Raw genomic sequence first — 26,732 nt, 5'->3', positions numbered from 1 at the left:
CTATGGCTTAGGCTTTGGTGCCGCCGCCGCGGGTGTGGCGAGGTTTAAGGGTGAGGTATTCGCTGAGCACTTCACGCTCGGCGGGTGTCACGGTCTGGGCGAAGTGCATCAGTACTGCCGCGGAGTCCCCGCTGGCGTCGAGGACCTGACGCAAGGTGCGTGAGGTGGCCTCTTCACGGGTCTGCATGGGGAAGTACCGGTAGGCGCGGCTGACTTTTTCTCGACCGACGAACCCTTTTTGTGCAGGTTGGTGACGACGGTGAGCACTGTGGTGTAGGCCGGTTCGCGGTCGTGGAGTTCCTCGACTAGGTCGTGCACCGACATCGCCGCACCGGCTGACCACAGCACGTCCATCACTGCGCGTTCCAGTGAACCCAGCCCAGTCATTTTCACCCACCATCTCTAGATGCGGGTCAATCTTACGACGGACTACCTCAGTTAGTAGCTTGGTCCCGTTGGAGCGCATCGGCAGCGCCGCGACGCGTGCGGTGTTTGAAGGCCACGGAGAATTCGGTTCCAGGGGTGCTGCGGTGGATGTGACGTCGGGTGGTGGTCGGCAACGTGATGGTGAAGGTGGCTCCGTGTCCGGCTCCCAGGCTTTCGGCGAGCAAGGTGCCCCCATGGTCTTCGACGATAGAGCGGGCGATGGTGAGGCCGATTCCGCTGCCGCCGGCGTCTCTGGTGCGTGAGGAGTCGGTGCGGTAGAAGCGGTCGAAGATGTGTGGAAGGTGTTGAGGGGGAATGCCGTCACCGCAGTCGACGACGCTGATGCGCACCGCGTGTGCCGGGGCGGTGTCGGCTTTCACTACGACTCGCTGGCCCGGGGAGCTGTGTCGCAGCGCGTTGGTGAGCAGATTGAGCAGTACTTGGCTCATTCGTTCGGCGTCGACATGGATGTGTACGCGCGCGGCGGTGGTGACGATGCCCAGCGTGACTTCGGCGTCGGTGAACAGGTCGGCGGCTTCTTCGTAGGTCGCGATGAGCAGTTCGTTGACAGTGATCGTCGCCGGGTGGAGGGGCATCTGATGCTCGTCGGTGCTGGATACGGTCGCGATGTCCTCGGCGAGACGCTGCAGGCGGGTGGTGGCGGTGCGCACGACGTCAAAGGTCTGTGAGTCGGGAGCCCGGATTCCGTCTTCGATGGCGTCGGTGATCGCGCCGATGGTGGTCAGTGGGGTGCGCAGTTCGTGGGCAAGGTCTGACAGCATCCGCTTACGGATGTCGTCTTGTGAATCCAGCCGTTGTGCAAGTTGGTTGATAGCTCGGCTGAGCTGGGTGAACTCGGTGCCGAGCTGGCGATCGGGTACGCGCGTGCGGTAGTTGCCGGCGCCAATAGCCACGGCTGAGCGGGCGACACTGGCGACTGACTGTTGTACGCGGCGAGCCAGGAACCAGCTGACGGCCGTGGCCAGGATCGTCGAGGTGATCAATGCGGCAGACATTGAGACGACGATCGAGGAAGTGAACGCGGCTTCGACATGGTCGGCCTGAACTGACCCTGGCTCGAGGCGAGCTTGGCCGAGGTGGTCGTGGAAGGTGTGTGGAGCCACGAATAGTGCCACGATCGCGACGCTGATGCCGCCGCCGGCGATGACGATAGCTTGAGCGAGCATGAGCCGGGAGCCGAAGCTGCCGGGGATACGTAACCGTCGACGTTCATCGTTCATCGCTGGCTCCTCGAGGTTGGCCGTCACCCATCCGGTAGCCCACTCCGCGAACGGTGCGGATGAATCGGCCGGCTACGGCGCTGTCACCGAGTTTGCGGCGCAGACTGGCGACATGGACTTCGACGACGTGGGCATCGCCGACCCAGTCGGGTCCCCAGATTTCGGTGAGCAGTTGCTCTCGACTGAACACAACACCGGGCCGCCGCGTGAGCGCTTCGAGAACGTCGAACTCAGTCCGAGTCAGCTCCACGGGTGTGCTCTGCACCTGGACTTCACGACCCTGAGGGTCGAGGGTGAGCTCCCCTATCGTCCGCGGGTGCGACTCGCCGGTTGGGGTCGGCCGTGGTCGGCGCAGCATGGCGTCGATGCGCGCCATCAGCTCACGAGGGCGAAATGGTTTCGTGAGGTAGTCATCGGCCCCCACCGACAGGCCAACGACTGTGTCGACTTCGTCCGCGCGGGCCGTGACCATCACGATGTAGGCGTTGGTGAAGGTGCGTAACTGTCGACAGACCTCGACGCCATCGAGTGACGGCAAGCCCAGGTCGAGGATGACTACTGCCGGACTCGCCGTGCGTGCGGCGGCGACTCCCTCCTGGCCGTCGGGCGCAACGGTGACCGTGAATCCGCTGCGCTGCAGGTAGTCAGCAACGACTTCGGCAATGTCGGGCTCATCTTCGATCACCAGGGCGTGCAGACCGTGCGGTGGTCGGACCACCGGCATATGGAGGTCGTCGACGACGTTGCGATCTTGGGGCACGCTCCTATGGTGGCGGTGGTCTACACGATCATCCAACCTCGTGGGCGTTCTTGAGCAGATCTTGATCCACGCTGCCGATCAGCCTTGAGGTTCGGTGGGCAAGGTGGCGGTGTCGCCGGGTGGAACGTTACGACACAGTTCCCTCTCACACTGATGATCTGATTTCTGCCCGGCGGCGTCCTGTTCAACAACGCAGAGGATGCCCGTGTGACTGTCTCTTACAGCCTCACCACCAGTGATCCATTCGCCACTACCTTCCCCGCCGAAGCCGCGTCGCCCCGTGCTGGGCTGAGTCGTCAGCTGGTGGGCGGCACCCCGGTGTTGCGCATCGAGGAACCCTTCGCCGAGCACGGGCGCGGCTTCTGGGCCAAGCTGGAAGGCTTCAACCCCGGGGGTATGAAAGACCGGCCTGCGCTGCACATGGTGGAACGCGCCCGCGCCCGTGAAGAGCTGGCCCCGGGGGCGCGGATCATCGAATCAACTAGTGGGACACTGGGATTAGGCCTGGCATTAGCGGGCATCGTGTTCGGGCATCCGGTGACCTTGGTGACCGATCCGGGACTGGAACCGATCTTGCGGCAGATGCTCGCCGCCTACGGCGCCCAGGTCGATGTCGTCAGCGATCCCCATCCGGGCGGGGGTTGGCAACAAGCCCGCCGCGACCGCGTGCGCACCTTGCTCGAGCGTGACGAGGCTGGGTGGTGTCCCGACCAGTATTCCAATCCCGACAACGTGACCGGTTACAGCTCGTTGGGTGTGGAGTTGATCGCGCAGCTGCGACATATCGATGTGCTGGTGTGCTCGGTGGGCACCGGTGGGCACTCAGCCGGTGTGGCTCATACTCTGCGGCAGTTCAACCCTGAGCTGGAGGTTGTGGGCGTAGACACCATTGGCTCGACGATTTTCGGCCAGCCGGCACAGTCACGGATTATGCGGGGACTCGGCTCGAGTATCTACCCCCGTAACGTTGCCTATGACCAGTTCAGTGAGGTGCACTGGGTGGCGCCGGCCGAGGCAGTCTGGGCATGTCGCACCCTGGCCGCCACGCATTACGCCACCGGCGGCTGGAGCGTGGGCGCGGTGGCCCTGGTCTCGGGCTGGCTGGCGCGTACTCGTTCGGCCGATACGCGCATCGCGGCGGTGTTCCCCGATGGCCCCGCTCGCTACTACGGAACCATTTACAACGATGAGTACTGCCGCGCTCACGACCTGATCGGCGCCCCGGCGCCGCCCACTGAACCCCGCACCATCAGCGATCCGCTCACTCAGGTCGCGAGCAGCTGGACGCGGTGCCCTACCATCATCGACCCCACTTGCGTGCCGCACGCCGAGCCCACGAGCTGATCTATGCGACGCATCTACCGCAGTTTCCGCAGCTTCGATCGCCCCAGCCAAGTGCTGATGGTCAATCAGTTCACCATCAATCTCGGCTTCTACATGCTCATGCCCTACCTCGCCGCCTACCTCGCCGGCCCGCTGGCCCTGGCCGCATGGGCAGTGGGCCTGGTCCTGGGGATACGCAACTTCTCCCAACAGGGCATGTTCCTGATCGGGGGAACACTCGCTGACCGCTGGGGTTACAAACCGCTCATCATCGCCGGATGCCTGATGAGGGTCATCGGATTCGTCCTACTGGCCCTGGTCAGTTCGCTGCCGGCGATCCTGATCGCCTCGGCGGCAACGGGATTCGCCGGGGCGCTGTTCAACCCCGCCGTACGGGCCTACCTGGCCGCCGACGCCGGTGAGCGGCGCATCGAAGCATTCGCCGTGTTCAACGTCTTCTACCAGGCCGGGATCCTGCTCGGGCCGCTGGTCGGACTAGCCCTGACCGCCCTGGACTTCCGGCTCACCTCTCTCTGTGCGGCAGCAGTTTTCGCGGTCCTGACCCTCGTGCAGATCAAAGCGCTACCCGCAACAGCACCGGCCCCGAGCAGCACCTCAATCATTCAGGACTGGCGCAGCGTCGTCCGTAACCGGCGATTCCTGCTCTTCGCTGCGGCGATGGCCAGCTCTTACGTGCTGTCCTTCCAGGTCTACCTCGCCCTGCCCCTACATGCCGACCGCATAGCAGACAACCCCACCCTCGCCACCAGTGTTGTCACCGCAATGTTCGTGGTGACCGGTCTGGTGGCCATCGCCGGCCAGCTACGCATCACCACATGGTTCGGCAACCGCTGGGGCAGCACCGGCAGCCTGAGCGTGGGAATGACGCTGATGGCTGCAGCTTTCCTGCCCCTAGTCGCCAGCACCGCAACGCATCAGCGCAACATCGCCCTCAACATCGCCGCCCTGCTACTCACCGCAGCTCTGCTCGCCGCCGCCACCGCAGCAGTGTTCCCATTCGAAATGGACACGGTGGTGGGACTGGCCCGCGGCACGCTTGTCGCCACCCACTACGGGCTCTACAACACCATCGTCGGGATCGGGATTCTGCTCGGCAACGCCGCGACCGGGTGGCTGTTCAGCGCGGCCACCACCCGCGACATGCCCGAACTGGTGTGGATCGCTCTAGTCCTCACCGGCATGGCGGCGGCGTCTGCCCTGTTGCTGTTGCACCGCCGCGGATGGCTCAGTGTCGCCGCCCCCACCGAAGCTCAGCCCACCACAACCCATTGATTACCCTAGGGGGTAAGGTATAACGGTGGTGTGGCGAGACGCCACAGCGACAGACCCCCTGAGGGTCGTTGGCACCACTGCTGTACCGAAAGGGCACATCTCATGAGCACATCGACAGTGATCGTCTCCGGAATGACGTGTGGGCACTGCGCGGCGTCGGTGCGTGAAGAAGTCGGCGCACTGGCCGGCGTAACTGACGTCGACGTCGACGTGGCCAGCGGGCGAGTCACCATCTCTAGCTCGGCCCCGATCGAGGCCGACGCGATCCGCGGCGCGATCGAAGAGGCCGGCTACCACCTGGCGCAGTAGCCGACGAGGGGCTGAAGTGTCTGCCCCACTGGCGACTTCAGCCTCTCCCGGGCGGCGTGGGTGTCGCCACCACCGATGACAGGAATCCAACGATGAATGTTCCAACCAAGCTCGGCGTCTTCGCCGCGGCCCTGCTGATAGTTTTCGCTGCGGCGTACGCCATCGCCGCTGGTGTCGCTCCCGACAGGGCGTCGACCTCCCCGGCTGAGTCCGCCCATGCCGATCACAATGCTGCACCACAGTCGCGAACATCCGCCTCGTCTCCGGGGGCCGATCAGGTTCGCGGAGTTTCGATGGCAGCAGCCGGCTTCATCCTGGGGAATGTGGTGGCACCCCATGCGTCCGGGGTGCAGGCTCCATTGAGCTTTGAGATCCTCGATGCCGCCGGGACCGCGGTCACCGACTTCGCCACCGAGCACGACAAGCAGCTGCACCTGATCGTCGTCCGCGCGGATGGCACCCACTTCCGACACGTGCACCCCACCCTCTCGCCCGAAGGGCGCTGGACGCTGCCCTGGCAGTGGGCGACGGGAGGCAGCTACCGGATCTACGCCGACTTCGTGCCCGCCGCCACCGGCCAACCCCTCACCCTCACCAGCACCGTCGAAGTCAGCGGTGACTACCAGCCGGCCCCACCCACCGCCGAATCACGACAGTCATCCGTCGACGGGTTCGACATCGAGCTGGCCGGTCATCTGCGCGCGGGCGCCGAGTCCGAACTGACCGTCACCGTGCGCCGAGCAGGACAACCGGTTACCACCCTGCAGCCGTATCTGGGCGCTTTCGGTCACTTGGTGGCCCTGCGTCAAGGCGACCTGGCCTACCTGCATGTTCACCCTGAGGGCGTGGCACCGACCGCCGGTCAACTAGCGGGACCACAGGTCCGCTTCGCCACCACCGCCCCCACCCCGGGCCGCTATCTGCTCTACCTCGACTTCCAGGTCGACGGCGCTGTGCACACCGCCACCTTCGTTCTCGATGCCCCCACCGGCACCCCTGCCCCGACACCTGACTCCACGGCCCCCTCGGCCGATCCGCACGCCGGACACTAACTCGCTGACCAGCGCCACCCCGGGGCATTGCGCCGAGGCATTCACCCACGAGGAACTCCCCCATGACCACCTCAGCTCCGATCCACCCACCTGCGGCCACCGCCGAGCAGACAGGCGCCGTCGATGTCGAACTCGCCGTGTCGGGCATGACGTGTGCATCGTGCGCGGCACGCATCGAACGCACACTGAACAAACTCGACGGAGTGAGCGCCTCGGTGAACTACGCCACCGAAAAAGCTCACGTCAGCGCACCCGCCGGTGTCGACCCACACCTGCTGATCGAGACCATCGAACAGGCCGGATACCACGCTGCGCTGCCCGCCACTCCCACCAAAGGTGCCGCCCCCGACGATGACCCTTCGGACGACGACGGGGAGCTCGTGGCCTTGCGTCACCGACTGATCGGTGCGGTGGTTCTCTCGGTACCGGTGATCGCGCTGGCAATGGTCCCGGCGTTGCAGTTCACCTACTGGCAGTGGGCGTCGTTGACGTTGGCCGCGCCAGTGATCGTGTGGGCGGCATGGCCGTTTCATCGCGCCGCGTTGCTCAACCTGCGCCACGGTGCGGCCACCATGGACACCCTCATCTCGGTCGGCACCACCGCGGCGCTGTTGTGGTCGTTGTATGCGTTGTTCTTCGGCACCGCCGGACAACCAGGCATGACCCACGGATTCACCCTGACGGTCAGCGCCTCTGACGGTGCAGGCAACATCTACCTCGAGGTCGCCGCGGGGGTCACGATGTTCGTCCTGGCCGGCCGATACTTCGAGAAGCGGTCCAAACGGCAAGCCGGTGCGGCGTTGCGGGCCTTGTTGGAGCTGGGCGCCAAAGACGTCACAGTGATCAGGGACGGCCACCAGCATCGGATCCCGATCGGCGAGCTCGCCATTGACGACGAGTTCAATGTGCGCCCCGGCGAGAAGATCGCCAGCGACGGTGTGGTGGTGTCCGGCACCTCGGCAGTCGATGCCAGCATGGTCACCGGCGAGTCGATGCCAGTCCAGGTCGCCCCCGCCGACACCGTGACCGGCGGGACAGTCAACGCCGGCGGGCACCTGCGGGTGCGGGCGACCCGCGTGGGAGCGGACACCCAACTCGCGCAAATGGCCGCGATGGTCGAACGCGCCCAGACCGGCAAAGCCCACGCCCAGCGACTGGCCGACCGGATCTCAAGCGTCTTCGTGCCGGTGGTCATCGCCGTCGCCATCGCAGTCCTCGGCGCGTGGATCGGCGCCGGCTATCCCCTGCAAGCGGCGTTCACCGCCGCGGTCGCTGTGCTGATCATCGCCTGCCCCTGCGCGCTGGGACTGGCCACCCCGACCGCACTGCTGGTCGGTACCGGCCGCGGAGCCCAACTCGGCATCGTGATCAAAGGCCCCGAAGTCCTGGAATCCACCCGAACCATCGACACCGTTGTCCTCGACAAAACCGGCACGGTCACCACGGGCCAGATGACACTCGTCCAGGTCACCACCTCCCCCACCACCACTCGCGCCGACGTGCTCGCCCTCGCTGGAGCGGTGGAAAATGCCTCCGAGCACCCCGTCGCGGCCGCCATCGCTGCTGGTGCAGCCGCCGAAGTCGGACAGCTCGACGAGGTCGAAGACTTCCGCAGCTTCGAAGGTCGAGGCGTGCGCGGCACGGTCCAGGGACGTGTGGTCACCGTCGGGCGTCCGACGCTGCTGGCCGAACACGGCATCGCCGTGGATGACCCCCACCTCAACGAGGCGCAGACCGCCGCCGAAGAAGCCGGACAGACCGCCGTACTCGTCGCCTGGGACGGCCGCGCCCATGCGGTCCTGGCGGTCGCCGATGCGATCAAACCCACCAGCGCACACGCCATCGCCCGGCTCGCCGCACTGGGTATGACGCCCATCCTGTTGACCGGCGACAACCAGACCGTCGCCGACACCGTCGCCGCTGAGGTCGGGATCGACACCGTCATCGCCAACGTCTTGCCGGCCGACAAAGCCGCCGTCATCACCGACCTGCAATCCGACGGCAAGGTTGTGGCCATGATCGGCGACGGCGTCAACGACGCCGCTGCCCTGGCCCACGCCGATCTCGGGCTGGCGATGGGCACCGGCACCGACGCCGCCATGCATGCCGCCGACATCACCCTGGTCCGCGGCGACCTCAACGCTGCCGCCGACGCGATCGCCTTGGCACGCACCACTCTGAAAACGATCAAAATGAACCTGTTCTGGGCATTCGCCTACAACGTCGCCGCGATACCGCTGGCCGCGCTGGGACTGCTCAACCCCATGCTGGCTGGGGCCGCCATGGCGTTGTCCAGCGTGTTCGTCGTCAGCAACAGCCTGCGGCTGCGCGCCTTCACCAGCCCGCCCCACTCATCGTCCACAGTTCCACCCACCAACCCCTCGACGTATACCCCCCAGGGGTATAAGGTAGCGGCATGAACGAGCACTCTTCCCCTGAGCACGTCGGTCACGACGCCGCCGATGAACGCCACCACGGCCAACTCGCCGCAGCGTCACACAACCACCACGATCACCATGCTGAGCGCGCCCGCGCAGACCATGATCACGCTGGGCATGGGGGGCATGGTGATCACGTCGGGCAGTTCCGGCGGCTGTTCTGGATCATGCTGGCCCTGGCTGTGCCGGTCGTGGCCTTTTCGCCCATGTTCGCGATGCTCATCGGCTATGACCTACCCGATGGTGAAGTGTTGAAGTGGGTCTCACCGGTGCTGGGTACGGTGATGTACTGCTGGGGTGGGCGGCCGTTCCTGGTAGGCGCCTCTGCAGAACTGCGGTCGCGCGCACCGGGAATGATGCTGTTGATCGCCTTGGCGATCACGGTGGCCTTCGTGGCGTCCTGGGGTGCGAGCATCGGTGTGTTGCACCACGAACTGGACTTCTGGTGGGAACTGGCCCTGCTCATCGTGATCATGCTGTTGGGGCATTGGATCGAGATGCGGTCGCTGGCCCAGACAACCTCGGCCCTGGACTCGCTGGCCGCGCTGCTGCCCGATGAGGCCGAACGCGTCGAGGGCGACCACATCACCACCGTTGCTCCCAGTGAGCTGCAGGTCGGAGATGTGGTGATCGTGCGCCCCGGGGCCAGCGTCCCGGCCGACGGTCGCGTCGTAGACGGCTCGGCCGAGCTCGATGAATCCATGGTCACCGGAGAATCGCGCACGGTGCGCCGCGGCATCGGCGATCAGGTGGTGGCCGGCACGGTGGCCACCGACTCGGGGCTGCGGGTCCAGATCACCGCCACCGGCGACGACACGGCGCTGGCCGGGATTCAGCGCCTGGTGGCAGACGCGCAGAACTCCACCTCCCGCGCCCAGCGGCTGGCCGATTCCGCCGCAGCGCTGCTGTTCTGGTTCGCGCTCGGCTCAGCGATCATCACCGCCATCGTGTGGACGGTCATCGGCCAACCCGACCAGGCGGTGATTCGAACCATCACCGTGCTGGTCATCGCCTGCCCGCACGCACTCGGCTTGGCTATCCCCCTGGTGGTGGCCATTGCCACAGAACGCGCCGCCCGCGGCGGCGTGCTGGTCAAAGACCGGTTGGCACTTGAGGCCATGCGCACTGTGGATGCGGTGCTGTTCGACAAGACCGGAACCCTGACCAAGGGTGAGCCCACCGTCATCGAGATCGCGGCCGCCGACGGCGTCGATGAGGACACCGTGCTCACCCTGGCCGCCAGCGCCGAAGCCGACAGCGAGCACCCGCTGGCGCGAGCAATTGTCGCAGCGGCCGGCGACCGCGCCCAGCCGGTTCCCGCGGCCACCGACTTCACCTCGTCACCGGCGGTCGGTGTGACCGCTCGCGTCGAGGGCGCCACAGTGCGGGTGGGCGGGCCCCGCATGCTCGAGGAACAGGGCCATCAGGAACTGGCCATCGCTGATCGCTGGCGCGCCGACGGCGCAATCATCCTGCATGTCACCCGCGACACTGAGCTGATCGGAGCTGTCAAACTCGCTGACGAGGTGCGCGGGGAATCCCGCCAAGCCGTCGAGGCGCTGCACGCCCGCGGGGTCGAGGTCGTGATGATCACCGGCGACGCCGAAGCAGTGGCGCACACCGTCGCTCACGACCTCGGTATCGACCGGGTGTTCGCCGGTGTACGCCCGGAAGACAAAGCCAGCAAGGTGGCCGAACTGCAGCACGAAGGACGCAAGGTGGCGATGGTGGGCGACGGCGTCAACGACGCCCCCGCCCTGGCCCAAGCCGATGTGGGCATCGCGATCGGGGCCGGCACCGACGTCGCGATCGCCTCGGCGGGGGTCATCCTCGCCAGCGACGACCCCCGCTCGGTGCTGTCGGTCATCGAGCTGTCGGACGCCAGCTACCGAAAAATGAAGCAGAACCTGTGGTGGGCAGCGGGATACAACCTGATCTCGGTACCGCTGGCCGCCGGAATTCTCGCGCCCATCGGGTTCGTCCTGCCGATGTCGGTCGGAGCGATCCTGATGTCAGCCTCGACGGTCGTGGTCGCACTCAACGCGCAACTGTTACGCCGACTCGACCTGCACCCAGGCGCGAGTACAGTGCGTGCACTGCAGCACAACCGACCGCGATCCACTGAGAAGGTGAGTCCATGACCGCTGCGTCCGCACCGGGACAATCCTCCACCCCGGAAGAATCCTCTGCCTCGGAACACTCTTCCCACGGTTACATCAGCGACAAGGGCAAATACCTGGCCCGCCTCAAGCGCATCGAGGGGCAATCCCGAGGTATCTATCGGATGGTCGACGAGGAGCAGTACTGCATCGACATCCTGACCCAGATTTCGGCGCTGACCAAGGCGCTGGAGGGGGTCGCGCTGGGTTTGCTCGACGACCATCTCACCCACTGTGTGCTCGATGCCGCCCACGCCGGCGGGGACGAGGCGCAGGAGAAGATCGCTGAAGCCTCGGCGGCCATCGCTCGCCTCGTTCGTTCCTGACCCACCACACCGGGTTCGTCACAGGCGTGGTTCGCCGACCCACTGCGGCACCACCGGCCCCGGCGCGCGGGCGTCGGCATCAGCGGCCATCGCCAGAACCACCCCACGATCGGCCAGCCACTGTGCCGGATCAACGTTGACTCCCGTCGGGTCGAGAACCTCGAAATGCAGATGCGGGCCGGTCGACACCCCACGGTTGCCCACCGTGGCGATCGATTGCCCCATCCGTACTCGCGCGCCCTGCTCGAGCAGATTCTCGTCGTTGTGGCCGTAGGTGGTGATCGTGCCGTCATCGTGCCGGATCCGCATCCACAACCCGAACCCCTCGGCAGGTCCGGAGGTGATGACCTCCCCGTCAGCCACAGCGACAATCGGCGCACCCAGATCATTGCCGATATCAATGCCCTGATGGCCCCGTCCGTCACCGAAGGTGGACGTGATCTCACCCGCAGTCGGCGCCACCGCACCGCCACTACCGGGCAGCAGCGGCGTCGGCGTTCCGGGTTCCTGCGGCTGGGGGCCATGCGGCTCGTTCGGATCGTGCGGCACGATCGCGGCGATCAGGGTGGCCACCAGCCGAGCCAGCGGTAACGCGTCGATGATCCGGAACCCGTCTATCGGATCAATGAGCGAAAACGTTCCGAAGCACTGCAGCGCGGCCACACTGCCCGCATCGCCGACACTGCCCGACTGGGCCTGAGCGCCCAGGCAGGACGCCGCCTGCGTGATCGGCTTCCCCAAATTCGCCGCCGCGGCACCACCCAAAGCGGCCTTCACCGAGTCCTGCACGATCGCGATCAACTCCCCGGCCACATGTCCATCGGTCGAGGCCGCCGCCGGTGCGGTGGCAATCACAGGCGCAACGCCCACGCACACCGCCGCTGCCACCCCCAGCGCTTTGGGGCCCCACTGCTGCCCCGCCTTGACCCGTAGCGATGTCAACACCATCTGCATGCGGTCGGACCTTTCCCGCGGACGTCGTAGACCCACGCACGAGTGCCATGCGTGTACCCGCGAGATCACACCACAAGTCACTTGTGCCCCACCAGTCACACGCGGCTCCACTACGAAGCGAACTAATCAGGCATTAGCGGCTTTGTTTGCGCAGTTCACCGCCCGTTTTGTGGGTGCCGGGCAGGCGACTAACTACTATCGGTGTTAGTAGAATTGTTATCGAAGCGCCGCCGGGCGGTGGCGAAGTATCACTCTTGAGGAGGAGATCGATGAGAGTCACACGAACGGGTGTCGTCGTTGCTGCCGCGGCGGCTGTTCTGACAGTGGTGGCCGCGTGTTCGGACACCTCGACTGAGGATCATTCCTCGATGTCGGGGATGGGTACCAGCGCGGCCAGTACCGAATCCTCAGCGGCGGCCACTGCCGAACACAACAGCGCGGACATCTCGTTCGCCCAGCAGATGATCCCGCACCACACCCAGGCGATCATGATGAGCGACATCCTGTTGGAGAAGGACAACATCAACCCCCAGGTCGTCAGTCTGGCCCAGCAGATCAAAGACGCTCAGCAGCCCGAGATCGAGCAGATGCAGTCGTGGCTGAAGCAATGGGGAGCCCCACTCGAGGGCCAGGGGCACAACATGGACATGGGTACCTCGATGGCACCGGGTACCTCCCCGATGCCGTCGATGATGGGCATGATGTCGCCAGAACAGATGCAGCAGCTACGCGACGCGCAAGGCGCCGAGGCGTCGCGCCTGTTCCTGACCCAGATGATCGAACACCACCGCGGCGCCATCGCCATGGCCAAGACCGAGATTCAAGACGGCCAATCGCCCGAGGCGATCGCGCTGGCACGCCAGATCGTCACTGACCAGGAAAGTGAAATCGCCAGGATGCAGCAGCTTCTCAACAACCCCTAGCGGCCCGACCCGCCCGGGTTTGCCTCGGCTACACACACATCGCGATCACCATCGCCGCGACGACACCGGATGCCGCCAGCGTGGTCGGTACCGCCACCACACCAGCCACCGCCGCGGCGGCACCCACATGATGACGCCGCGACCGGCACCGGTGACCGGAGTCCAAGCGGCTCAGCCGCGGCCCCACGGACGACGAATCGCTGATCGACAACACACCCACCGGGCCCGCCACGGGCCCCGAACGGGCCAACGTTCCCAACGCCGAGCAGACCGCCCGCGCACCCACCAGCTGGGCGGCGCGGGCATCGGCGGCTTGCTCGACCAAGCCGGCGACCTCACGGCCCGCGCGGCTGAACAACGGAATCAGCGGAAACGCACGCCCGAGAGCGCGGGCCGCCAACACCACGGTGTGATGACGTTGCCGCCGGTGCGCGCGCTCATGGGCAACGACGGCATCGAGTTCCTCACCGGACAACGCCGCCTGTAACCCAGTCGTGGCGGCGATCCCGGCATCCTTACCCGGCAGACAAAACGCCATCGGCCGCCCGTCGGCGAGCCACCACACGTCGGGATAGCGCTCACTGCGGGCGCCCACCAACCGCAACGACTGCAGATACTCCTCACGAGCACCACGCATCCGCACCGCCGATCGCACCGCGATCGTCACCGCTCGGACAATCGCTGCCCCGGTCACCACCGCCAGCACGCCACCGGAGATCGCCTCCACCCGCGGGGATGCGCCGTGTGACAACACCCGCAGACACGACACCACCTCGGACAACGAATGGATGCCGAAATGGCCGGGAACCGCCAGCGTCACAACAGCTCCCACCCACAACATCGCAAACACGACCTGCGCGGCCGGCCAGGCCACCAACACCCAACGAGCATCGATACGGCCCTGCACCCGAACCATCCATCGAGGCCACAACCAGCCCAGCACACCCGCGGCAACAACTAACACCACCGCTGCACTCATGGATGCTCACCCATCGTTCGCCTCGATCCTCGACGCCCCGCCGTCAGCTCGCTGAGACCCACACTCAACACACCTTCCCGGCGACCCACCACCTGCACCACCAGCCAGTATGCCCCAGAAGTTCGTCGGTGACGCCGCAACTCAGGCACCGACCGCGCCGCCAATTACTAGGTTTTATAGTAGTTAGTTGACGCGGGTTGACCCGGCCTGCGCGTACCAGTCCGAGGAATGCGCCGTGACCGAGAACCCGAAGGAGACGCACTCGCCCCCCGACGACCACCGTCGTCAGTATCTGCATGCCATGCGAGACGTCTACCGAGCACCCACGCCATACTCGACCCACCAGTTTTTCCACCGCGCCCACCACCTCAGCGTCACCTCGAACCGACGCCGCCACCTCGCCGCACACATCGGTCTCGTCCGCCACCTCGCTGCGATCGGCGACCTCTCCGGGGCACGTCACCACCTCGGCAACGTCCTCATCTCCCTCGTCCTCCAAAAGCATTGCGGCCAAAAGCCTTCACAGCCTTCCACCCCCATCCAGAAGTCGTGACCACGACACCCCCAGAGGGTTAGGGCGGCTCCTACCCGGTCTCGCCACCACCCCGATCACCACACCACCCACGCCCGAACTCAGTCCTACCCACACGAAAGTCCTAGCCGTTTGCCTGCCTCAAACCCGTCCAACCGCACCGCTGCGGTCGTCCTCGCAGTCATCGCCACGCTGATTGTGCTAACCGGCTGCTCCACCCGGGAACAACCCACATCCCCACCACCGTCGGCAACCTCAGCAGAGAGCGCAACACTGACCCCAGAACTCGACCACCTCCACGCCCTGCACATCCGCGCCGACGGCACTATCCTCGCCGGAACTCACACCGGCGTAATCGCCCTCACCGCAGATGGAACCACCAGCCGGGTCGGCGTCTCCGACGACGACTTCATGGGACTGGCCGGGGTAACCGGCTCTGATCGGATCTTCGCCTCCGGCCATCCCGGCCCGCGGAGCTCGGCACCCAACCCGCTGGGACTCGTCGCCAGCGAAGATGGCGGGCAGACATGGACACCGAGATCGGTGGCCGGCGACATCGACTTCCACGCGCTCGCCACCAACGGACAACTACTCGTAGGCTTCGACGGAATCAACGGCCTGCTCGTATCGACCGATGACGGGAGAAGCTGGACCCCGGCGCGCCCCTGGCCGCAGCAGCACTCGCGATCACCGACCGCGGCGTATGGGCGACTACCCCAGATGGCCTGCAACACAGCACCGACGACGCCCAGACCTTCACAACCGTTCCCGATGCGCCGGCCCTAGCTCTCCTGGCGGCCGCACCCGATGGCACGCTCTGGGGCATCGACACCGCCGACACCGTCTGGCGCAGCCCAGACGGCACACACTGGGAACAACGCAGCACCATCAATAGTGTCAACGCGCTGGTCGCCAGAAACGCCGAAAATGCATACGCCGCAAACGAACAATTGCTCTACACGCTCAGCTAACGGACTCGTGTGGAGCAACGAAGGAAGGAGGCGACTCAGATCCGGACGCGCTTTTGATCACGTCCACTCCACCCACTCCACGAGCAGGATCTGACAGACGGTGGCACCCGGCCGACCTGGGTGGTCACTCTCGACCACCTGACGGCACCCAGAAACGCCACGTCTTCGAAGACGTCACTGTCGTTATCGATGAGACGAGCAGCCCCGACTACCCCACGAACTTGCTGCGCGTGTCACAGCTGCGTGAGCACACCGAACCCGCGACCTCAAAGATCGCCTTGGGCGGGGACGGTTATCGAAGGCCGCCGGCTTCGGGCTGTGGATGCGAGTGCTGCAAGACGACGGCACGATCGGCGTGTATGGGCACATCAGCGAGACACTGGTGAGCGTCTGGCAGCGAGTCCTGGCCGGCGCGCAGATCGCAACGGTAGGAAACCGCGGCTACTCCACCGGCCCACACCTGCACTACAAGGTGTGGCAGCAAGATGGACCCAAACTCGATCCTGCACCGTGGTTGAGAACCCGGGGAGTCTACGTCGTCGGACGACCCGCCTTATCGGCGCGCGGGAGGTATGAGGACGAGTGGTCCCGCAGGTGTCGCGAGAGTTGTCGCACCACGGCCTCGACGTCGGCGAGCGGTGGCGAACACGCATCGGCGGGGACTACCTGTGGGGTGTCGCCACACGGCAATAATGAGGTCGACGTGACCGCTCGGCGGTCGCCCACCACGAAGACGTTTCGAACCTTCTCTCGCGCTGTGCAGCGGGTAGAGGAGCGCACAGCATTCAACTACTATCGTGGATAGTAAACCTAGTCCAGGCGCCGAGTGAGAGGGTTCGCCACAATCGATGGGCCGCGTAAGAAGGACTCGAGCTATCGAAGAGCCACGTGATCTCTTGGCGGCTTACGGTGCGCAGCCGCAGTGCTCGAGCGCTCGTGGATGCCGCGGGTCGGTCCGGGCAGGTATTCCGCGACTGCTGATGCTCGCAGCCTTGACGGCTGTGGTGATGTTATTGACCTCGTGCAGCTCAACCGGAGGCGCCTACAGCAACGAGATTCAGGCCGTTGACAGCTTCGCCGACATCGCACAGCCTTCCATTGCTGTGGCCACCGAAGGTGGCGGTCGACTCGCGCCCAACGCGGTTGTCGAACCTGGGCTTCCTATTGTTGTCACGGCCAGCCGCGGCGCGTTGACAAACGTCCGTATCCCCACAGCCAGCGGCCGTCCCTTGGCGGGCTCACTGAGCGAGGACGGCTCAACGTGGACAAGCACCCAACCCCTGGGATATTCGAAGCGGTATTCCGTTCAAGCCGAGGCCGTGGGCGTGGGCGGTCGATCGGTCGTCTCGCAGCGCTTCACCACGACCTCACCGGAGTCACTGACCAGCGCTGCCATCCTCGGCGAGAAAACCGTCGGGATCGCCCACACAGTCGGGGTGCGGTTCGCCGATCCCATCCCCGACCGAAAGAAGGCACAGGCGGCGATCACCGTGTCGTCTGACCCCCAGATGCGGGGTGCGTTCTATTGGATCAGCGACTCCGAAGTCCGGTGGAGGCCCGAACGCTTCTGGACGCCGGGCACCAAAGTCAGTGTCGCCGTCAACATTTACGGAGTCGACCTCGGCGACGGGCTCTACGGCGACGAGAACTTGTCCTACGACTTCACGATTGGCCGAGCTCAGGAAATCGTTGCCGACGACAACACCAAAACGATAGTCGTCAAACGAGACGGCAAGGTCATCCGCACGATGCCGACCTCGTTCGGCAAAGACAGCACTCCGACGCCCCGCGGTATCTACATGATCGGAGATCGCGTCGAGCACATCATCATGGACTCGTCCACCTACGGAGTGCCTGTCGAGTCCGCAGCGGGATACCGCACACCCGTTCAATGGGCGGTGCAAATGTCCTACAGCGGCATTTACATGCACGGCGCACCGTGGTCGATGTCGGCGCAAGGCAGCAGCAACGTCAGCAACGGTTGCCCAAACCTGAGTCCCACTGACGCGGAATGGCTCGTGAAGAACACCCTGCGCGGTGACCCCGTCACGGTCAAGAACACCAACGCCGACACACTCCCGGGAGTTGATGGACTCGGCGATTGGAACATCCCGTGGCCACAATGGAAGAACGGCAACGCAGACACCTAGGCGCCCCCGCCTGGCTGGAGTTCGTCGACGCTCAGCACGTTCTTCCGACCATGCACGGCCGGGGCGAGTTCACGACGGGCTCACCCGCTCACTGTCTCAGGCGCTTCTCGCGGTGTACAGAACTTCGCTCGAATGCAGCACACCACCACTCGCGACGAGTGCTACTACCGGTCACCCACTGAGCCAGGGGTTAATTCACGAGGGCCGTTGGTCAGTCATGTCGAGACCCTGTGCGGGCGAACCGGTGCCGTGAGGATCAACATCAATAACGAGCAGCGGCGGCATAGCGTCCGTCGGTACTACCTGTGCGAGGCGAGGCTGATCTGGCCGCGTGGGACGACAACCACGCCGCGCGCCGTTCGGGTCTTCTTGGCCGATCCCGGCGTTCGTTTGGCCGGCGGACCGTGCACGGAGTGTCGTCAGAGACGTCAACCCGCACTTCGCCACCTTCGGTGCCAGCTCCCTTGCGGTTACCAACATTCTCGCCGACCCGCACGTCGACACCATCGACGACGACCCTACGGTCGATCCACCGCGCTACCTCTGATGGCCGAGCATTTCGGAGAGGACCCTAAAGACCTTGTTGTTGATGCGGTCGATGACCGGTGCGGCGATGGGCTAACCCCACTTTCCGGCTTCATATCCAGCATCCGCCCAAATGTCCATAATAGGTTCGTTGACAGGATGTGCGCCAGTTGTGGGGTAAATGAGCCATTCTGAAACGAATTAAAGCGACCTTTGCCGTCCGGTGTCACGATCTCATCGGAGTCTGGGTAGGCCAGGTATCCGCACTGAGCTTCGAGGCCACCCGCCGTGGCTTCTACGTCAGTACTGATCGACTCGGCATCCGCCGCCGCACCCACCACGAGGGCGTGAGCGCCACGAGATGCGCCCACTTTCAAAGACGACGTTGTGCTGCCGCGACACCGAGCCCTACCGCGGCCCGCGTCGCTCCCGCACAATCACCCCGACTGCCTTGTGCGTCCGGTGTGCCCGACCTCCCGAGACGAGGTCGCCGGCCCCGACCGGTTGCGGTTTGTCTGCCGGCTGCGCCGTCACCTCATCGGAGCGGCTACGCCGCGCCCTGAGCCCTTCGGGCTGAGTTGGTTTGCGTTGCCCTGCCGCATTCTCTTACCTCCACTCGCGGCCCGCAAGGGCGTGAAAAACTAACCCGCCCTACGGGTTTGCAGGCCTACGGCCCGGATGACTTTTTCACTTCCTCCCTTGCAGCCCACTCCCTCCGGCAAAGAGATGGCCAGTGCAAACGCAAACCAGCACTCACAACGGGAGGGGTCACCATGACCAGCGCCACCACCACCGCCTACCAGCTGTGCAACAGCTGCGCGGTCGCCGTCGCCTACGGAGACATGACCGCCCTCAACACCGAGAGCACCGCCCAGGTCCTGGCGTTCATGGCCGATCACGGTTACCTGACCCAGGCCGACGACATCGACCCACCCGGCTACTGGCTCTGCGAATGCTGCGGAATCGACCAACTCGGCGCAGGCCGCACCTTCACCCACGACTAACCCGCACAACAACCCGAAAGGACCCACCGACATGAACGCCTGGATCGCCACCAAGGACCCCGCCAACGTCGACGCCGCCGCCGACCAGATCGCCCAGCACGAACCGAACCGCCTCACCGAGGCCGACGGCGACCGCGAATTCGCCGTGTGGATGTACGGAGTCGACCGAGCAATCCGCAGACGCACCAACGGATTCAGCCACCGCGACCTGCCCGATTTCGGCTGGAAAGACGCATACAACAACGACCTGTCCCCCGCCCTCGCCGCCGCCGACGCGATCGCCCACTGGGAAGAGATCGGCGACCTGTAAAAGAAGCTTCCGCGTCGCAATCCGGTACGCGGACAAAAGAAAACCCGGCCAGGGTCAAGCTGGCCGGGGTCTCACCCACCACAGTAAGGGAGAAACCCTGAACCGCCCCGGGTCTGTCGGAGGCTCTCGAACCTGTGAAGGATGGAGAGCATGGCAGCACCACGCAAGTACAGTGAGGAACTCAAGGACCGGGCCACCCGGATGGCATGTGAAGCGCGACGAGATCCCGATTCGTCGAGAGGTGCGATCAAGCGGATCGCCGATCAGCTCGGAGTCCATCCCGAGGCGTTGCGCAATTGGGTTCGTCAGGCCGAGATCGACGGCGGGGTCCGCCCGGGCACCACGAGTGAGGACGCTGACCGCATCGCGGCGTTGGAGCGGGAGAACCGTGAACTGCGGCGAGCGAACACGATCTTGAAGCAGGCTTCGGCTTTCTTTGCGGCGGAGATCGACCGCCCACAGCGCTGATCGTGGAGTTCGTCGCGGCTCACCGCGATGAACACGGAGTCGATCCGATCTGTGCGGCATTGCGCGATACGTCCGCCCAGATCGCTCCGTCCACGGTACGAGCCCACCTGAGCCCCCAGAAGACCGAGGCGCCTCGTGTGGTGCGTGACCGGGAGCTCCTTACCCAGGTCCGCGCGGTGCATGCCGACAACCTCGGCGTCTACGGTGCCCGCAAGGTGCATGCCCAATTGCGCAGACAGGGCCATAGTGTTGCCCGCTGCACCGTCGAGCGATTGATGAAAGTCGATGGGCTGCAAGGGATAGCGAGACTCAAGACACGCAAGACCACGCGCAGCGAGGGAGCTGAAACACCCCGGCCGGCTGACCGGGTCAACCGTCAGTTCACCGCGGCGGCACCGAACGCGTTGTGGGTGGCGGACCTGACCTACATCCGCACCCACTCGGGCTGGGTGTACGCGGCGTTCGTCCTGGACGTGTTCTCGCGGATGGTCGTCGGCTGGCAGGTCTCGACCACCATGCACACCGACCTCGCCCTCGACGCCCTGAACATGGGATTGTGGGCACGGTCGCGTGCCGGCCACGACGTGGCCGGGCTGATCCACCACTCCGACCGCGGAGTGCAATACCGAGCCATCCGCTACACCGAACGACTGGCCGAAGCCGAAGCGGTGACATCTGTTGGCTCCAAAGGGGATTCATACGACAACGCGATGGCTGAGGCGTTCAACTCGCTGTTCAAAGCCGAATGCATCCGTAACCCCGTGATGCGCCCGCGAGGCGGCTGGGCAGGTGTGGGCGAGGTCGAGATCGCCGTCGCTGAGTACGTCGAATGGTTCAACCACCGCCGCCTGCACGGCGAGATCGGACACGTCCCACCCGTCGAGTACGAGAGCGCCTACTGGTCGACCCACACCGTCACCAGCTACCGTGAGAACCCGGTCCCCGCAAACGCTGGAACCAACTAACCGAGCCTCCAGCAAACCCGGGGCGATTCAACCCATGACACACAACACCACCACCGAGACCGTCACCGCGACGGGCGAGCTGCGCCACCTCAACCCGGCCGATCTGGTCATCGACACCAACATTCGCACCGAGGCCGAGGCCACCCTGACCGCCGAGTTCGTCGATTCGATCCGCGACGGCGTGCGCCAACCCATCCTCGCTGTCGAGGTCGACGGCGAGGTCCGGGTACGCGACGGGCAGCGCCGCACGCTGGCCGCGCGCGAAACCGAGCTTGCCACCGTCCCGGTCTACGTCGTGCCGGTCGCGTCCGACGCCGACGACAAGGCGTTGACCATCGACCGGATCGTGGAGCAGCTGGCCAGCTTCCAGCGCGAAGGACTCCGCACCCGCGACCGCGTGGCCGCGATCGAACAACTCTCCCTGGCCGGGATGTCGGCGACCAAGATCGCCAAGACGATCCGCACCAAGAAGAAGGACGTGGACGCCACCCTCGCGTTGGCGAAGTCCGAAACGACCCTGGATTTGATCGAGCAGGGAGCGGGGTTGACGTTGGAGCAGTCCGCGACCGTCGCGGCCTACGACCACGACCCCGAAGCGCAGCAATGGCTCCTAGACGCCGCCGCACGCGGCGTGTTCGAGCATCAGGCCAAGCAGTTGGCCGACAACGCCGACGAGCGGGTCGAGCTGCTGGCCCAGGTCGCCGTCTACACCGCCGACGGCATCGAGGCCGTGACCCGTAGACCCGAGCACCGGCACACCCGCGCCCAGTTGGAACACATCGAGACCGCCGAGGGTAAGCCCGTACAGATTGAGGACGTGCCAGTGAGTCAGCGTCTCGCCTACGTGTGGGCCGACGTGACCGAAGGGTGGGTCGACGCCGAGGGCAACAGCATCGACGAGCACCTGATCGACTTGGACCTCACCGACGAGGACACCCCCGCTGACGCCCAGCCCGACGAGGGATTGCACGACCCGCGTGCCCTCACTCGCCAGGCGAGCCGGTCAATCGAGACCACTTGGTATGTCAGCGAGTTCCGCGACCTAGGAATGAGGTTCCGTACCTACAGCAGCACCCCGAGCAGCGCAACCGCCACCGCTGACCTCAGCGATGACGAGAAGGAGGCCCGGAAGCAGGAACGTCGCCGGGTGCGGGTCCTCAACACCGCGAGCGTGACCGCCCGCGAGGTGCGGATCGAGATGCTGACCGCGTGGCTGGCCCGCAAGACCCTGCCGAAGGGCAGCGCCCCGAAGGTCGCGAAGTTCATCGCCGAATCGATGCGCGCCCATCACGACATGTTCGGAGCGAACAGCATGCAGGGCAACGCCGCCGAGATCGCGGCCACGATCCTCGGAGGCGAGCCCGCCGAGCTGATCGAGCAGGCCACCACCGCCGACCGCGCCCAGATCATCGGACTCGGCATCGCGCTTGCGTCGCGGGAAGCGCACATGTGGAAAGACGCCTGGCGCAACGTCGGTGACCGCAACTACCTCGGCGGCAGCCAGGTCAAGGCCCGCGCTGGCTACCTGCACTTCCTCGTCGAGGTGACCGGCTACACCCTCTCCGACGTCGAGCAGGTCATCGCCGGTGACAAGCAGGCCGCCGACGTGCCACTCGACTAGACACCCGACGCTAGCCGCTCTTAGACTGAGTCCTTGCCTATGTCGTGAACATGGCCGCAGGTTGCGTTTCGTCACGTGTGACGAAACGCATTGTGCAGCCGCGCGTTCCAAGTGGATTGTGCTCAGCGGCGAACCGCCCGACAGGCTTTGTCGAAGTACAGCATCCGGGGTCTGTCGAGCGATGTGACAGTCGGTGACCGGGATGACCTACCATGCCTGTGGTCGGTCTGGTCACCGTTCGTCCCCGTCCGCCGGCCGTGTGTCCGCACACGAACCCGAATTCCGTTGAAATCAAACGACTGCTGTCGTCAGCAGTCGCCAGCGCCACCGGTTCCGACGGTGAGTTTTCGCTGCCGAACACACAGGGAGGGTAATTCCGATGCCGCACAATGAGTCACGGCCCGACCGGTCGTCGGTGGCGGACAAGGTCGCCCAGACCACCGGGGAAGCCATCCGCGCGGCGCGCGCCCACGACTCCGAGGCGTTCGGTGCCGCGACCGACCTTCTCGCGTTGCACCCCGAGTCGCGAGAAGTGCATGCGATCACGCTGCGCGAACTCCTCGAGACCGTGTTCCCCGATGGGCTGACCGGCGATGATGTGTCCGAGGTGATGACCAGCACCAGCCGTGCCGCCGCCTCATGGACTGCCGCCGCCAGTCCCGCAGCGGTAGCCCTGGTGCTGACCGGCGCGTTGGGGGTGGGCGACACCGCCGGCGCCGATGCGCTGCCATCCGCTGGCCTACCGGACGCGGAGACCACCGCCGCTGCCCTGGTGGTCATCACCGACCTCACGGCACGTGCCGACGTCGACCCGATGGAGTACGTGACCCGAGCTGTGGACGAGATTCGTCGCGCCCAGACGATGGAGATGCCTTGATCGGTGGTCGCACGGTGACCGCGATCCGCTGGTCGCCTTGGACCACGACTTCGCGCGTGACCAACTGCGAGCGCCCGGCGAGGTCGAACGCATCTGCGGCAACTGCGAATCTCGACTAGATCTCCCCTGCGGTCATTCGCTTGCGACGCGTACGACGATCTTGCCGCGGACATGGCCGGATTCGCTGCGCTCGTGAGAGCTGGCCGCGTCGGCCAGGTCGAACACCTCCGCGATCTCCGGCGTGAGATTTCCTGCGTCGGCGAGCCGAGCGAGTTCGGCAAGATCCGCGGCGTCGGGACGCACCCAGACGTAGTGGCCGCCGAATTCGTCGCGCGCCCGCGCGTCGGTGATCGAGGCGACCGTGCCGCCGGCGCGCAACACGTCCTCGACCGAGTCGAGTGCGTCGCCGCCCACGTAGTCGAGGATGACGTCGACACCCTGCGGCTCGAGTGCTCGTACCCGGCCGGCGAGGCCCTCGCCATACTTCGTGGGCTCGGCGCCCAGACTGCGGAGATAGTCGTGGTTCGTCTTCGAGGCGGTCCCGATCACGCGTGCGCCCAGGGACCGGGCGATCTGGACGGCGAACGATCCGACTCCGCCCGCAGCGGCGTGAACCAGCACGGTGTTTCCGGACTGAACTCCTGCCCGGCGGATGGTCTGCAGAGCGGTGAGACCGGCCAGCGGGAGCGCCGCAGCCTCTTCGAACGACCAGTTCGACGGCTTGTGTGCCAGGGTGCGCACCGGGGCGGCGACGAACTCGGCGAACGTCCCGCCCGCCACTTCCCCACCGACGACGTCCTTACGGACGTAACCGAACACTTCGTCGCCGACCTGGAACTCAGGTGTGTCCAGGCCGACCTGCTCGACCACTCCCGCGACGTCCCAGCCCGGGACCACCGGGAAGACGGTGTCCATGATCTCGGCGAGATAGCCCTCGCGAACCTTCCAGTCCACGGGATTCACACTGGAGGCGCGGACACGCACCAGCACGGAGTCGGGTCCGACCTTGGGCGTGGGCAGGTCGGTCAGTTCCAGGACGTCGGGACCGCCGAAGCGGTCATAAGTGATTGCGCGCATGGTGGCACCAACGGGACGCTCCACGGAATGATTCCAACAGCTCTGCGATGTCTGCCGACGTCCCATCGTCGTGATGCGTACCGAACGCGCCCGATATCCGGCAGGCCGGGACGTGGTCCATCGCGGGGACAACCAGCGCGATCCCGGCCCGAGCCTGCTGGACGAAGCCCGGTCGCAGCATGAAAAACATTGTGCCGTAGTGTTTTCACCCGTGAATTTCGCTGCTGCCGATGCCATCGTGACCGACTCCACTACCCACGCCTGCGTGTGGTGCTCATCCAGCGACGACATCGCAGAACTCCGCGGCGAACCGCGGTGCGGGCGCTGCCGCGAGGCAGAACAAACTATCGCGGCGGCCCGCGAGTTCGTCGGTTTCTATGGGCTACGACCTTTGGGCGCGTCGATGACGTCCGACGACGAAGAGGAACGCGAACACCGGGTGGCGGCCCGTGACGCCTGGGCAGTGCTGAATCGGACCCGCACACAGCCCCCACCGCGCGTCCGGTCCGGCCAGCGCGGTGTCACACGATCCGCGTCCACCACCACAAACAAGGACGGCAGCACAACGGCTCGCAAAGCCAAGAACGTCGGGGCCGGAAGCGCCCGCCCTGCGGACGTCTCCCGACCCGACCATGAGGAGCTCATGAGCCGCGCGCAGTCCTTGCTGGCGCAGCTCGCCGAGATCGAGCAACGGCTGGCAGTCGCGCAGGCGGACCCCGGCCTGAGCGGCAAGGCCAAGGCGAGCGACTTGACCGCCAAGCGCGATTCGGTGCTGCGTACGCTCGCCGCTCTGGAAAAGGCCAAGCGGGCCCTGGAGCCGGCCTGAGTTCTCACGTGCCAGGACGGTTGTGATCCGAAGGGCGTTGAACCGTCACCCGATCCTCCTCACGGAGTAGCGAACGGGGATTGTGCGGTCCACAGCGATTCCACTGTCACCGCCACAGCGACACGATCAGGACGAGGATGAGCAGCTTCAGGGCCCAATCCCCGAGGTGTACAGCTGCCGCGGACAGGGCCGTTCCCTCGTGGAAGACCGCGCCCGCGAACAGTACCAACGGGATGAGGAACAGCCCCGTGGCGAGCAGAAGTGCACCGGTGGCATCCGGATCGAGTTGCGCGACCAGACCGGCGACGAGGAGTACGAGCATTGCGTTGCGGATGAGTTCGACAACCGGCGTCGCCCAGGCCGGTCGGTGTACTTCCGCCGCGGCGGGTGCACCCACGACGCCGTAGTACACACCGCTCACCAGGAACGCGGCGACCGCTGCGGCCACGCACGCCAGTACGTTCACGCTGCCCAATGTCTCATCCGATCGGTGGTAGGTGCAGGGTCTGACACCACCTCGATACAAAACTCATCGGTGGTAGAAGTGTTGATCCGACCCAAAGCACACGCGTGCGTCGGCTTCTCAGTCGGCACCGACTCCGGAGAAGAACGTCCGGACGGCGACATCGGCGGCGCGGCGACGCGACATCACCCCGCCGGCGATCGAGACCGCACCGACAAAACAGAGTGAATAGAACACCCCGGCCAGCCATCTCGTTTCGAGATCATCGGCGATGGCACCGTCTTTCTGCGCCCGAGAAAGGATCTCCGGAAGCATCTGGTCCTCTTCCTCAGCCCACTCCGGGTGGCCGTCGAACCGGTGTGGGTCGGCGAACAGGAACACGATGACGTCGTCGATGCCGATGATCACCCGCATCAGCGATTCGAGTGCTGTGCGAGCCGATTCGCACCCGTCGACCGCTTCGCTCGCCTGCCGCTCGAGAACGCCCCTCGCCTCGACGAGCGCCGCATCGACGAGAGACTGACGGTCGGGGAAGTGGCGGTGCAAGGTGCTCCGGCTGACGTCCGCCCGGTCGGCGATGTCGCCCAGGGACGTCGAGAAATCAGTTGCCCACGCCGCGATGGCGGCTGACACTATGGCCTGTCGGGTGCGCAGGCGCACGCCCGAGACGGCAGCCGGTTCCGGCGCATCGTTCACCTGGCCGAGACTATCCACCACAATCGGGTCTCTGCAACACTCTTGATTGAAAATGGGACACCAA

23 protein-coding genes, 4 pseudogenes and 1 other annotated feature are annotated in these 26,732 nt (G+C 65.5%); of the genes and pseudogenes, 18 read left to right on the top strand and 9 right to left on the bottom strand.

The features are described 5' to 3' along the window. Nucleotides 1-7: 7 nt before the first annotated feature. The 3 genes and pseudogenes from MVF96_RS12905 to MVF96_RS12895 form a co-directional block, all read right to left on the bottom strand. Nucleotides 8-387: pseudogene (locus MVF96_RS12905) on the bottom strand (BlaI/MecI/CopY family transcriptional regulator). A 47-nt stretch (nt 388-434) separates the two neighbouring features. Beyond that, the gene (locus MVF96_RS12900; protein ID WP_055477340.1) at nt 435-1,667 is read right to left on the bottom strand and encodes a sensor histidine kinase; all 1,233 of its coding nucleotides are present in this window, start codon (nt 1,665-1,667) and stop codon (nt 435-437) included. Beyond that, nucleotides 1,657-2,391, bottom strand: coding sequence for a response regulator transcription factor (locus MVF96_RS12895; protein WP_055477338.1), 735 nt, complete (start codon nt 2,389-2,391; stop codon nt 1,657-1,659). The genes MVF96_RS12900 and MVF96_RS12895 overlap by 11 nt, the downstream gene beginning before the upstream one ends. Nucleotides 2,392-2,634: 243 nt before the next feature. Between MVF96_RS12895 and MVF96_RS12890 the strand changes: the two genes are divergently transcribed. From MVF96_RS12890 to MVF96_RS12860, 7 genes are all read left to right on the top strand, one after another. Beyond that, nucleotides 2,635-3,771 carry a PLP-dependent cysteine synthase family protein gene (locus MVF96_RS12890; protein WP_165630007.1) on the top strand — a complete coding sequence of 379 codons (1,137 nt, stop codon included), beginning with the start codon at nt 2,635-2,637 and terminating at the stop codon, nt 3,769-3,771. A gap of 3 nt (nt 3,772-3,774) precedes the next feature. Beyond that, nucleotides 3,775-5,043 carry an MFS transporter gene (locus MVF96_RS12885; protein WP_055477279.1) on the top strand — a complete coding sequence of 423 codons (1,269 nt, stop codon included), beginning with the start codon at nt 3,775-3,777 and terminating at the stop codon, nt 5,041-5,043. A 102-nt stretch (nt 5,044-5,145) separates the two neighbouring features. After that, nucleotides 5,146-5,352: a heavy-metal-associated domain-containing protein gene (locus MVF96_RS12880; RefSeq protein WP_005195294.1), complete on the top strand. Its 207-nt coding sequence runs from the start codon at nt 5,146-5,148 to the stop codon at nt 5,350-5,352. Between the two features lie 92 nt (nt 5,353-5,444). Next, nucleotides 5,445-6,404 (top strand): hypothetical protein, encoded by a 960-nt coding sequence (locus MVF96_RS12875; RefSeq protein WP_007239618.1) that lies wholly within the window; start codon nt 5,445-5,447, stop codon nt 6,402-6,404. Nucleotides 6,405-6,466: 62 nt separating this feature from the next. Next, nucleotides 6,467-8,824, top strand: a complete 2,358-nt coding sequence (locus MVF96_RS12870; protein WP_055477280.1) for a heavy metal translocating P-type ATPase — start codon at nt 6,467-6,469, stop codon at nt 8,822-8,824. Next, the gene (locus MVF96_RS12865; protein ID WP_055477281.1) at nt 8,821-10,983 is read left to right on the top strand and encodes a heavy metal translocating P-type ATPase; all 2,163 of its coding nucleotides are present in this window, start codon (nt 8,821-8,823) and stop codon (nt 10,981-10,983) included. Before MVF96_RS12870 ends, MVF96_RS12865 begins: the two co-directional genes overlap by 4 nt. Beyond that, nucleotides 10,980-11,327: a metal-sensitive transcriptional regulator gene (locus MVF96_RS12860; RefSeq protein WP_005195356.1), complete on the top strand. Its 348-nt coding sequence runs from the start codon at nt 10,980-10,982 to the stop codon at nt 11,325-11,327. Before MVF96_RS12865 ends, MVF96_RS12860 begins: the two co-directional genes overlap by 4 nt. A gap of 18 nt (nt 11,328-11,345) precedes the next feature. On the opposite strand, the gene MVF96_RS12855 is transcribed toward MVF96_RS12860, so the two are convergent. Then, nucleotides 11,346-12,281 (bottom strand): M23 family metallopeptidase, encoded by a 936-nt coding sequence (locus MVF96_RS12855; protein ID WP_055477282.1) that lies wholly within the window; start codon nt 12,279-12,281, stop codon nt 11,346-11,348. A 269-nt stretch (nt 12,282-12,550) separates the two neighbouring features. On the opposite strand from MVF96_RS12855, the gene MVF96_RS12850 reads away from it, so the two are divergent. Next, on the top strand, nt 12,551-13,204 hold the full coding sequence (locus MVF96_RS12850; protein ID WP_042375754.1) for a DUF305 domain-containing protein: 654 nt from the start codon (nt 12,551-12,553) through the stop codon (nt 13,202-13,204). Between the two features lie 28 nt (nt 13,205-13,232). Here the strand turns inward: MVF96_RS12850 and MVF96_RS12845 are convergent, their stop codons facing one another. Continuing rightward, nucleotides 13,233-14,183 carry a M56 family metallopeptidase gene (locus MVF96_RS12845; protein ID WP_006357618.1) on the bottom strand — a complete coding sequence of 317 codons (951 nt, stop codon included), beginning with the start codon at nt 14,181-14,183 and terminating at the stop codon, nt 13,233-13,235. Nucleotides 14,184-14,418: 235 nt separating this feature from the next. Between MVF96_RS12845 and MVF96_RS12840 the strand changes: the two genes are divergently transcribed. From MVF96_RS12840 to MVF96_RS12825, 4 genes and pseudogenes are all read left to right on the top strand, one after another. Beyond that, the gene (locus tag MVF96_RS12840) at nt 14,419-14,736 is read left to right on the top strand and encodes a hypothetical protein (RefSeq protein WP_010844644.1); all 318 of its coding nucleotides are present in this window, start codon (nt 14,419-14,421) and stop codon (nt 14,734-14,736) included. 111 nt (nt 14,737-14,847) lie between these two features. Then, nucleotides 14,848-15,686, top strand: a pseudogene (locus tag MVF96_RS12835) (F510_1955 family glycosylhydrolase). A 301-nt stretch (nt 15,687-15,987) separates the two neighbouring features. Beyond that, nucleotides 15,988-16,230 (top strand): annotated as a pseudogene (locus MVF96_RS12830) (M23 family metallopeptidase); the annotation flags it as partial. A 436-nt stretch (nt 16,231-16,666) separates the two neighbouring features. Further along, complete coding sequence (locus MVF96_RS12825) at nt 16,667-17,836, top strand: L,D-transpeptidase (protein WP_012834376.1); 1,170 nt, start codon at nt 16,667-16,669, stop codon at nt 17,834-17,836. Nucleotides 17,837-18,454: 618 nt separating this feature from the next. Here MVF96_RS12825 and MVF96_RS24485 read toward each other — a convergent pair. After that, nucleotides 18,455-18,699 (bottom strand): annotated as a pseudogene (locus MVF96_RS24485) (hypothetical protein). Between the two features lie 435 nt (nt 18,700-19,134). On the opposite strand from MVF96_RS24485, the gene MVF96_RS12815 reads away from it, so the two are divergent. The 5 genes from MVF96_RS12815 (at nt 19,135) to MVF96_RS12795 (ending at nt 23,606) form a co-directional block, all read left to right on the top strand. Continuing rightward, nucleotides 19,135-19,365 (top strand): hypothetical protein, encoded by a 231-nt coding sequence (locus MVF96_RS12815; protein WP_068970854.1) that lies wholly within the window; start codon nt 19,135-19,137, stop codon nt 19,363-19,365. 31 nt (nt 19,366-19,396) lie between these two features. Next, on the top strand, nt 19,397-19,675 hold the full coding sequence (locus MVF96_RS12810; RefSeq protein WP_068970855.1) for a hypothetical protein: 279 nt from the start codon (nt 19,397-19,399) through the stop codon (nt 19,673-19,675). Between the two features lie 150 nt (nt 19,676-19,825). After that, nucleotides 19,826-21,108 (top strand): IS3 family transposase gene (locus MVF96_RS12805; RefSeq protein ID WP_247449283.1). Its coding sequence is split into 2 segments (ribosomal slippage): nt 19,826-20,114 and nt 20,114-21,108, totalling 1,284 coding nucleotides; the frame shifts between segments, so codons are not numbered across the junction. Continuing rightward, nucleotides 20,104-20,232, top strand: a sequence feature (AL1L pseudoknot). Its footprint overlaps the gene before it by 129 nt. Before the next feature lie 34 nt (nt 21,109-21,142). Next, nucleotides 21,143-22,729 carry a ParB/RepB/Spo0J family partition protein gene (locus MVF96_RS12800; protein WP_226513383.1) on the top strand — a complete coding sequence of 529 codons (1,587 nt, stop codon included), beginning with the start codon at nt 21,143-21,145 and terminating at the stop codon, nt 22,727-22,729. Nucleotides 22,730-23,108: 379 nt separating this feature from the next. Then, on the top strand, nt 23,109-23,606 hold the full coding sequence (locus tag MVF96_RS12795) for a hypothetical protein (protein WP_068970857.1): 498 nt from the start codon (nt 23,109-23,111) through the stop codon (nt 23,604-23,606). Between the two features lie 132 nt (nt 23,607-23,738). Here the strand turns inward: MVF96_RS12795 and MVF96_RS12790 are convergent, their stop codons facing one another. Further along, nucleotides 23,739-24,683 carry an NADP-dependent oxidoreductase gene (locus MVF96_RS12790; RefSeq protein WP_226513382.1) on the bottom strand — a complete coding sequence of 315 codons (945 nt, stop codon included), beginning with the start codon at nt 24,681-24,683 and terminating at the stop codon, nt 23,739-23,741. 238 nt (nt 24,684-24,921) lie between these two features. Between MVF96_RS12790 and MVF96_RS12785 the strand changes: the two genes are divergently transcribed. Further along, on the top strand, nt 24,922-25,509 hold the full coding sequence (locus MVF96_RS12785; RefSeq protein ID WP_247452105.1) for a hypothetical protein: 588 nt from the start codon (nt 24,922-24,924) through the stop codon (nt 25,507-25,509). 106 nt (nt 25,510-25,615) lie between these two features. Here MVF96_RS12785 and MVF96_RS12780 read toward each other — a convergent pair whose 3' ends face one another. Further along, nucleotides 25,616-25,975: a hypothetical protein gene (locus MVF96_RS12780; protein WP_247449282.1), complete on the bottom strand. Its 360-nt coding sequence runs from the start codon at nt 25,973-25,975 to the stop codon at nt 25,616-25,618. Nucleotides 25,976-26,092: 117 nt separating this feature from the next. Beyond that, nucleotides 26,093-26,668, bottom strand: coding sequence for a TetR/AcrR family transcriptional regulator (locus MVF96_RS12775; RefSeq protein ID WP_226513380.1), 576 nt, complete (start codon nt 26,666-26,668; stop codon nt 26,093-26,095). Between the last annotated feature and the right edge of the window lie 64 nt (nt 26,669-26,732).

This window comes from Gordonia hongkongensis (genome assembly GCF_023078355.1).
Taxonomy (GTDB): Bacteria; Actinomycetota; Actinomycetes; order Mycobacteriales; family Mycobacteriaceae; genus Gordonia; species Gordonia hongkongensis.
Note: the sequence above shows the minus strand (reverse complement) of the source record. Positions and strands in the feature narration are given on the sequence as shown.